The organism is uncultured Sphingorhabdus sp., from assembly GCF_937872355.1.
Classification (GTDB): domain Bacteria; phylum Pseudomonadota; class Alphaproteobacteria; order Sphingomonadales; family Sphingomonadaceae; genus Sphingorhabdus_B.
In genome coordinates this window covers 1-7,219 of record NZ_CALMSV010000117.1, presented here as the reverse complement: position 1 = coordinate 7,219, position 7,219 = coordinate 1, and the positions used below count along the sequence as shown (strand labels likewise).

General features: G+C 56.3%; 10 protein-coding genes and 2 pseudogenes. 1 reads left to right on the top strand and 11 read right to left on the bottom strand.

The genetic code is table 11. From position 1 onward, the window contains the following. From Q0239_RS06925 to thiE, 9 genes and pseudogenes are all read right to left on the bottom strand, one after another. Window positions 1-251: NAD(P)H-dependent oxidoreductase subunit E (locus tag Q0239_RS06925; RefSeq protein WP_298600342.1), on the bottom strand; the 251-nt coding region annotated here is incomplete at its 3' end. Next, window positions 251-595 (bottom strand): nuclear transport factor 2 family protein, encoded by a 345-nt coding sequence (locus Q0239_RS06920; protein ID WP_298600339.1) that lies wholly within the window; start codon window positions 593-595, stop codon window positions 251-253. The genes Q0239_RS06920 and Q0239_RS06925, both read right to left, overlap by 1 nt. Window positions 596-778: 183 nt before the next feature. Continuing rightward, a complete protein-coding gene (locus tag Q0239_RS06915; protein WP_298600336.1) occupies window positions 779-1,990 on the bottom strand; it encodes an NADH-quinone oxidoreductase subunit D in 1,212 nt (403 codons plus the stop codon). Then, window positions 1,987-2,604: an NADH-quinone oxidoreductase subunit C gene (locus Q0239_RS06910; protein WP_298600333.1), complete on the bottom strand. Its 618-nt coding sequence runs from the start codon at window positions 2,602-2,604 to the stop codon at window positions 1,987-1,989. The genes Q0239_RS06915 and Q0239_RS06910 overlap by 4 nt, the downstream gene beginning before the upstream one ends. Beyond that, window positions 2,601-3,137 (bottom strand): NADH-quinone oxidoreductase subunit B family protein, encoded by a 537-nt coding sequence (locus tag Q0239_RS06905; RefSeq protein ID WP_115548510.1) that lies wholly within the window; start codon window positions 3,135-3,137, stop codon window positions 2,601-2,603. The genes Q0239_RS06910 and Q0239_RS06905 overlap by 4 nt, the downstream gene beginning before the upstream one ends. Next, window positions 3,128-3,502 carry an NADH-quinone oxidoreductase subunit A gene (gene ndhC / locus Q0239_RS06900; protein ID WP_115548511.1) on the bottom strand — a complete coding sequence of 125 codons (375 nt, stop codon included), beginning with the start codon at window positions 3,500-3,502 and terminating at the stop codon, window positions 3,128-3,130. Before ndhC ends, Q0239_RS06905 begins: the two co-directional genes overlap by 10 nt. A gap of 95 nt (window positions 3,503-3,597) precedes the next feature. Further along, a pseudogene (locus tag Q0239_RS06895) lies at window positions 3,598-4,416 on the bottom strand (inositol monophosphatase). Beyond that, window positions 4,416-4,979 carry an elongation factor P gene (gene efp, locus Q0239_RS06890; RefSeq protein ID WP_298600326.1) on the bottom strand — a complete coding sequence of 188 codons (564 nt, stop codon included), beginning with the start codon at window positions 4,977-4,979 and terminating at the stop codon, window positions 4,416-4,418. The pseudogene Q0239_RS06895 and the gene efp overlap by 1 nt, the downstream one beginning before the upstream one ends. A 93-nt stretch (window positions 4,980-5,072) precedes the next feature. Then, window positions 5,073-5,696 carry a thiamine phosphate synthase gene (gene thiE, locus Q0239_RS06885; protein ID WP_298600322.1) on the bottom strand — a complete coding sequence of 208 codons (624 nt, stop codon included), beginning with the start codon at window positions 5,694-5,696 and terminating at the stop codon, window positions 5,073-5,075. 41 nt (window positions 5,697-5,737) lie between these two features. Between thiE and Q0239_RS06880 the strand changes: the two genes are divergently transcribed. Then, window positions 5,738-6,118, top strand: a complete 381-nt coding sequence (locus Q0239_RS06880; RefSeq protein WP_298600319.1) for a hypothetical protein — start codon at window positions 5,738-5,740, stop codon at window positions 6,116-6,118. Here the strand turns inward: Q0239_RS06880 and Q0239_RS06875 are convergent. Beyond that, window positions 6,115-6,774 carry an O-methyltransferase gene (locus Q0239_RS06875; RefSeq protein WP_298600315.1) on the bottom strand — a complete coding sequence of 220 codons (660 nt, stop codon included), beginning with the start codon at window positions 6,772-6,774 and terminating at the stop codon, window positions 6,115-6,117. The genes Q0239_RS06880 and Q0239_RS06875 overlap by 4 nt on opposite strands. Before the next feature lie 31 nt (window positions 6,775-6,805). After that, window positions 6,806-7,219, bottom strand: a pseudogene (locus Q0239_RS06870) (class I fructose-bisphosphate aldolase); the annotation flags it as partial.

The window sequence follows — 7,219 nt, the reverse complement described above, 5'->3', positions numbered from 1 at the left end:
ATATAGGGCATGCTGAGATAGGCCGCGACATATTCGATCACCGGCACCGGCAGCCAGCCCTGCGTCTTGGTCTCCTCACCCACTTGCCGCTGCGCCAGATCGAGCAGCGCCATAACTGCCGATTGCTGACGGCCTGCAGGATAGCGCGCGACATACATGTCGGCGGTCTTTTTGTTTGCCGCCGTAAACTTGAATCCGGCCCATTTGGCGCGGACTTCGGCTTCGTCGGGAATGTGGACAGCGTCAGCCATTATCGGACAAACTCCACGCGCGACACCTTGTCGCCTTCAAAACTATAGATCGACATCACTTCGAACGGCTCGGCAGTTGCAGAGCGGAAAACCCGTTCGTGAAGTGCAACAAATTCGCCCAATTCATAGCCTTTGAGGATTTCTGCGCGGTTCTCCGGAAATTCGGCGAACATAGCCTTCAATCCGACACGCGTGCCTTCCTTGCCCTCGCGCACCACGGCACCGCGATAGCCCGCTTCGCAAGCATCGTCGGTCATCAACGCCACATAGGCGTCTGCGTCCTGTGCATTATAATGCGCGATCATCTGCTCGGCGATGGCGAGGCGGTTTGACGGTTCAGCCATTTCTCACAGCCTTGTCTTCTTCCACAATCATCAATCGCACAAATCTTCCAAAGGCTAGCGCACCAGCGAGCCAAAATGCCCGATCTAACTCGATACCGTCACTGAATGCCCACTGTGCAAACACAACCCCTGTGAATCCGTAACAAAAGTAGTTTAGCGTCTCAGATGAAACAGACTTCCAATTCACCGGTCACACTCCCCGAATACAATGTCGAGTGCGCCGATGATCGCGGTGGTATCGGCCAGCATATGCCCGCGCGACATCATGTCCATTGCCTGCAAATGGCTGAACGCGGTCGGGCGAATTTTGCAACGATAGGGTTTGTTGGTCCCGTCGCTCACCAGATAGACGCCGAACTCGCCCTTGGGGCTTTCGGTCGCTACATAGACTGCACCTTCCGGCACGTGGAAGCCTTCGGTGTAGAGCTTGAAGTGATGGATTAGCGCTTCCATCGATGCCTTCATCTCGGCGCGCTTGGGTGGCACGATCTTGCGGTCGTCGCTACACACCGGGCCTTCGGGCATTTGCGCGAGGCACTGCTTCATGATGCGGATCGACTGGCGCACTTCCTCCACGCGGACCATGAAGCGATCATAGCAATCACCCTTGGTACCTACGGGAATGTCGAATTCCAGCTTGGCATAGACGTCATAAGGCTGCGACTTGCGGATATCCCAGGGGATGCCCGCGCCGCGGATCATCGGGCCTGAAAAGCCCCATTTGATCGCGTCTTCCTTGCTGACGAAAGCGATATCGACATTGCGCTGCTTGAAGATACGGTTGTCGACGACCAGCGCCATTCCGTCTTCGAACAGGCGCGGCAGGCGATCGTCGAGCCAGTCGCCTATGTCGGTGAGCAGCTTCAGCGGCACATCCTGATGCACGCCGCCGGGGCGGAACCATGCGGTGTGCATGCGCGCACCCGATGCGCGTTCGAAGAAGGTCATGCAATCTTCACGCGCTTCATAGAGCCACAGACCCGGCGTCATCGCACCCACGTCAAGCGCATGGTGCGCCAGATTGAGCAGATGGTTCGAAATCCGCGTCATTTCCGCAAACAGCACGCGCAGATATTGCGCACGCAGCGGCACTTCGAGGTTCAGCAGCTTTTCGATCGCGAGCACATAGCTATGCTCCATCGCCAGCGGCGAAGCGTAATCTAGCCGGTCGAAATAAGGCAAAGCCTGCAAATAGGTCTTATGCTCGATCAGTTTCTCGGTGCCGCGGTGCAATAGGCCGATATGCGGATCGAGACGTTCGATAATCTCGCCATCCAACTCCATCACCAGACGCAAAACCCCGTGCGCTGCCGGGTGCTGCGGGCCGAAATTGATCGTATAATTCTGGATGACTTCATCGCCGGTCGTCGGCGCGAGATCTTTCTGGAGGCTCATTTGCTGGCTCCCTTCTCGTCACCAGGTAGCACATAATCTGCGCCTTCCCAGGGAGACATGAAATCAAAGCTGCGGAAATCCTGCGCCAGTTCGACGGCCTCATATTTCACGCGTTTTTCTTCTTCCGAATAGCGCAGCTCGACATAGCCGGTCAGCGGAAAATCCTTGCGCTGCGGGTGGCCGACAAAGCCATAATCGGTCAGGATGCGGCGCAAATCATCATTGCCGGCAAAGGTCACGCCGTACATGTCGAACACTTCGCGCTCGAGCCAGCCCGCGACCGGCCAGATTTCGGTTACCGAGGGAACTGCCACATCTTCGTTGGTCGTCACATGCACGCGAATGCGGTGGTTCTTCGTCAGGCTAAGCAGGCAATAGACGACTTCGAAACGCGGATCGCGATCAGGCCAATCGACGCCGGCGATTTCCATCAGCTGCTGATAGTCGCAAGTGTCGCGCAACTGCATCATTGCGCCGACCAGCTTGTCGGTTTTGACATGGCAGGCAATCTCGCCATGCGCCTCTTCAATCGCAAGCAGGTCTTTGCCCAGCGCTTTCTTGATTGCGGCGACGGTGCCCTTGGGCGTTTCGATATGGGGGGCTGGATGGCTCATCGCTCAAACGTCCCCTCACGGCGGATTTTGCGCTGCAGCTGCATGATACCGTAGAGCAGTGCTTCTGCGGTCGGTGGGCAGCCGGGAACATAGATGTCCACGGGCACGATGCGATCGCAGCCACGAACGACGCTGTAGCTATAATGATAATAGCCGCCGCCATTGGCGCAGCTTCCCATCGAAATCACATATTTTGGCTCCGACATCTGATCGTACACCTTGCGAAGCGCAGGAGCCATTTTGTTGCACAGCGTGCCCGCGACAATCATCACGTCCGATTGGCGCGGTGAGGCGCGCGGGGCAATGCCGAAACGTTCGAAATCATAACGCGGCATATAGCCATGAATCATCTCGACGGCACAGCAGGCCAGACCGAAAGTCATCGGCCAGAGCGAGCCGGTGCGCGCCCAAGTGAACAGATCCTCGGTCGAGGTGACGACAAAGCCCTTGTCATTGACCTCTTCAGACAGGTCTTTGACGAAATCCGTATCGGCAGGAACGCCGCCTGCGGGTGCTGTTTCGATCACTCCCATTCGAGTGCTCCCACTTTCCAGGCATAGATAAAGCCGATGACCAATTCGAACAGGAACAGCATCATCGTGCCCCAGCCCACCCAACCGGTATCGCCAAGGCTAACGGCCCAAGGGAAGAGGAAGGCGGCTTCGAGATCGAAAATGATGAACAATATGGCGACCAAATAGAAGCGCACGTCAAACTGGCTGCGGCTATCCTCAAACGCAGGAAAACCACATTCATATTCGGCGAGCTTCGCCTCGGTCGGTTGGTGCGCACCTGTAAGGCGCGAAACCGCCATCGGCAGAAACACGAAAAGGCTCGACAATCCCAGTGCAATGACCAGGAAAATGAGGATCGGCAGATATTGCGACAGATCGGTCAAAACGGACTCGCTTCAGGCCTGAATTGGCGCGCTTTTAGGGGTGATTGTGCACCGCCGCAAGGGGCGGACACGGCTTTTTTCCACCGATTTTTGTATTATTTGAGCGCGCCGACCAGAAGCTTGTGCAAGCGACTGTGCAACTGGTCGTTTCCGGCCAGCAATTGGGCATCGGCAATAGCGGGCGAACGGCCACGATAGTCGGTCACAAAACCGCCCGCTTCACGCACGATCAGGCAGCCCGCGGCGGTATCCCAGGGCGACAATCCCCTTTCCCAAAAACCGTCATAGCGACCTGCCGCCAGTCAAGCGAGATCAAGGCTTGCTGCACCGAAACGCCGGATACCGGCGACTTCGGGGGCGATGGCGGCGTAAATCTTGCCCCATTCCTCGATATCGCCATGTCCTTTGAACGGAACGCCGGTCGCAACCAAAGCCTCGCTCAACTTGCGACGCGCAGACACGCGCAACCGCTTATGGCCTAGGAAAGCGCCCTTACCGCGCTCGGCCCAAAAGCTTTCGTCGGTAATCGGATTGTAAACCAGACCCATATAGAGATCGCCCCAGCCCGAACCATCGGGTTTGGGATCCTGCACCGCGATCGAAATCGCGAAATGCGGAATGCCGTGCAGAAAGTTGCTGGTGCCATCGAGCGGATCGACGATGAAGCGCGGCTTACCTTCTTTGCCGGCAATCTCTCCTGTTTCCTCCATCAGGAAGCCCCAGTCGGGCCGCGCATTTTCGAGCTCGCGGAAAATCGTGTCTTCGGCCTTCTGGTCCGCTTTGGTCACGAAATCGGCAGGCCCCTTCATCGAGACCTGCAACTGTTCGATTTCGCTAAAGTCGCGGCGCAGCTTGCTACCCGCCTTGCGGGCAGCCTTTTCCATGACCGACATTAATCCAGATAGGGCTGGCATTAGTCAGCCTTCCGGACATATTCCCGTTCGTAAACGTCAACGACAATGCGCGTGCCCGAGCTGATGAACGGCGGCACCATCACACGTACGCCATTGTCAAGAATGGCCGGCTTATAGCTGGAGGAAGCCGTCTGGCCTTTGACGACAGCGTCGGCTTCGACAATTGTAGCTTCAATAGTGTCGGGCAAGGCGACAGAAAGCGCTTCATCCTCATACATTTCCATGACGACATCCATACCGTCCTGAAGGAAGGCAGCCGCATCACCCAGCAAATCGGTCGGCAAGGTCACCTGATCATAGGTTTCCTTGTCCATGAAAACCAGATTGTCGCCTTCGGAATACAGATACTGGAAGTCCTTCTGGTCGAGGCGAACACGTTCAACGGTTTCGGCCGAACGGAAACGGACGTTGTTCTTGCGGCCATCGCGCAGGTTCTTCAGTTCGACCTGCATATAGGCGCCCCCCTTTCCGGGTTGCGTATGCTGGATCTTGACTGCACGCCAGATACCGCCTTCATATTCGATGATGTTGCCCGGACGAATTTCGACGCCACTGATTTTCATGTGATCACTCGCTTAACAGATGGAAAGAGCTTGGCGCCGCCAGATTTGCATAAGGCGCGCCGACAGCGGCGGCCTTTAGCGCCAAGGCCGGGATTAGGCAAGCAGCGCGTTAAAGGCTTTCACCGCCGCCGCCGAGCCTTCGGGGTGATTCCACACGGCACCGCTGACGGCAATGAAATCGGCACCCGCATCGATTACGGCTTTGGCATTATCCGGCGTAATCCCGCCAATCGCCACGCAGGGCACCTCGGTGAATTGTGACCACATTTCCAGCGTTTCGAGATCGGCTTGGTGCTTCACATCCTTGGTCGTGGTCGGGAAATAGGCACCAAACGCGACATAATCCGCCCCGGCCTCAGCAGCTTCCATCGCCAAATGGCGGCTGTTGTGGCAAGTGACGCCGATCTGCGCATCGCGGCCAAGTTCCTCGCGCGCTTCACGCGGGTCGCCATCGTCCTGGCCCAGATGCACCCCGTCGGCCTTGATCCGTTTGGCCAGCGCTATGCTGTCATTGACGATGAATGCAACGTCGTACCGCGCACAGATGTCTTGCAAAGGCGCAGCCATACGGGCCGCTTCATGCTGATCGATATCCTTCACGCGAAACTGAAAGGCAGCGACAGGTCCTGCGGACAATGCTTCTTCGAGACGCACTGGAAAATCACCATCAACATTCAAAGGAGAAATAAGATATAATTGGCAGGCTGGTTTGGTCATATTCCATTCATAGCGGTGTCGGCAATTCGCTGTAAATGCAAATGCGTATCTTAGCAGCCGTCTTGCCGACACTGGTCCTCTCGGGCTGTATCTCTTTACCTATCGAACAGTCCCGAGACCCGGCGAATGCACGTATCGGTGAAGCAGTCTATGTCGATGGGCCCATAATCAAGCCGATTGCTGTCATCGAAGATAGTCGTTGCCCCGCCCATGTTCAGTGCGTGTGGGCCGGACGAGTCAGGATCAAGGTTTTGTGGATGCGAGCCGATGGTCCCAGGGAATTACTGCTATCAAGCGATCAACCGATGGCTGTCGCGGATGGTTTGATGACCCTGACCAATATTCGCCCTGCCCGCCCCAAGAATGGCAAGATTGATGCTGGAAAATACCGATTTAGCCTGAACTTTGCTGGCGGCCTCTAACGCAAACGCGCTAAAAGAAATCCATCCCAACCTTTGTCACCCACGGTCTGGATTGCGGTGGCATCTAGCCGGGGATGGTTGGCGATATGTTCAAACAGCTTCCGCGTGCCGATAATGCGGTCGTCGTCACTGGACGCATCGAGCACGCCGCCTTCACGCACCACATTGTCGACGATGATGGTTGCGCCTAAACACGCCAAGCGGATCGCCTGTTCGACATAGTTCACATTATTCTGCTTGTCGGCATCGATGAAGATGAAGTCGAAGGGCGCCGGTTGCTGCATATTGCGCAGACTGTCGAGGGCTGCACCGGTTACAATCTGGACTTTGGGACTTAATCCAGCCCGATCCAGATTTTCGCGCGCCACTTTTGCATGGTCCGGATCGATTTCGAGCGAAACAAGCTGCCCGTCATCCGGCAATGCCCGCGCTAACCAGATCGTTGAATAACCACCCAACGTGCCGATTTCGAGGATATGCTTCGCTCCCGCCATCTGCGCGAGCAGCATCAGCATTTTGCCCTGGGTCGCAGACACATCAATAGGCGGAAGCCCTTGTGCCGCATTGTGCCGCAGCGCGCTAGCCAGCGCGCTGTCAGGTTTCAGCAAATGACCGGAGATATATTCGTCGACAGCTGCCCAACTGGTTTCACTCATGCAAAACCAGTGGAAGCCGCACTATGGACTGTCAAGCAATCGAGGCCTTGTAGATCGCATCAATCGCTTCATCGAGCGAAGCGTCAAATTCATCATCGCTCATCTGATGGCGCAAATCTTCGAGCAGTGCGCGGCTGAAAGACGCGATGATCCCGCTGTTTTTGGCGAGTTCGACACAGGCTTCCGGACGCTTATAACCACCCGACAGCGCAACGACGCGCAGCACCTTGGGATGTTGCACCAGTGCATCAAATTTGCCTGCCTCGACTGGCAAAGACAGCTTGAGCATCACTTGTTGGTTTGCGCCGAGGGCATCGAGTTGCTTCAGTGTTTCTTCGAGCAGGATCGCGTCGCACTCCGCGCGGGTTTCGCTTTTGATGTTAATCTCGGGCTCGATCATCGGCATCATGCCATGCGACAACACCTGCTGCCCGACTTCAAACTG

Coding starts and splice junctions, on each gene's coding strand:
- Q0239_RS06920 (WP_298600339.1), bottom strand. CDS start 595: ATGGCTGAACCGTCAAACCGCCTCGCCATCGCCGAGCAGATGATCGCG.
- Q0239_RS06915 (WP_298600336.1), bottom strand. CDS start 1,990: ATGAGCCTCCAGAAAGATCTCGCGCCGACGACCGGCGATGAAGTCATC.
- Q0239_RS06910 (WP_298600333.1), bottom strand. CDS start 2,604: ATGAGCCATCCAGCCCCCCATATCGAAACGCCCAAGGGCACCGTCGCC.
- Q0239_RS06905 (WP_115548510.1), bottom strand. CDS start 3,137: ATGGGAGTGATCGAAACAGCACCCGCAGGCGGCGTTCCTGCCGATACG.
- efp (WP_298600326.1), bottom strand. CDS start 4,979: ATGAAAATCAGTGGCGTCGAAATTCGTCCGGGCAACATCATCGAATAT.
- thiE (WP_298600322.1), bottom strand. CDS start 5,696: ATGACCAAACCAGCCTGCCAATTATATCTTATTTCTCCTTTGAATGTT.
- Q0239_RS06880 (WP_298600319.1), top strand. CDS start 5,738: ATGCGTATCTTAGCAGCCGTCTTGCCGACACTGGTCCTCTCGGGCTGT.
- Q0239_RS06875 (WP_298600315.1), bottom strand. CDS start 6,774: ATGAGTGAAACCAGTTGGGCAGCTGTCGACGAATATATCTCCGGTCAT.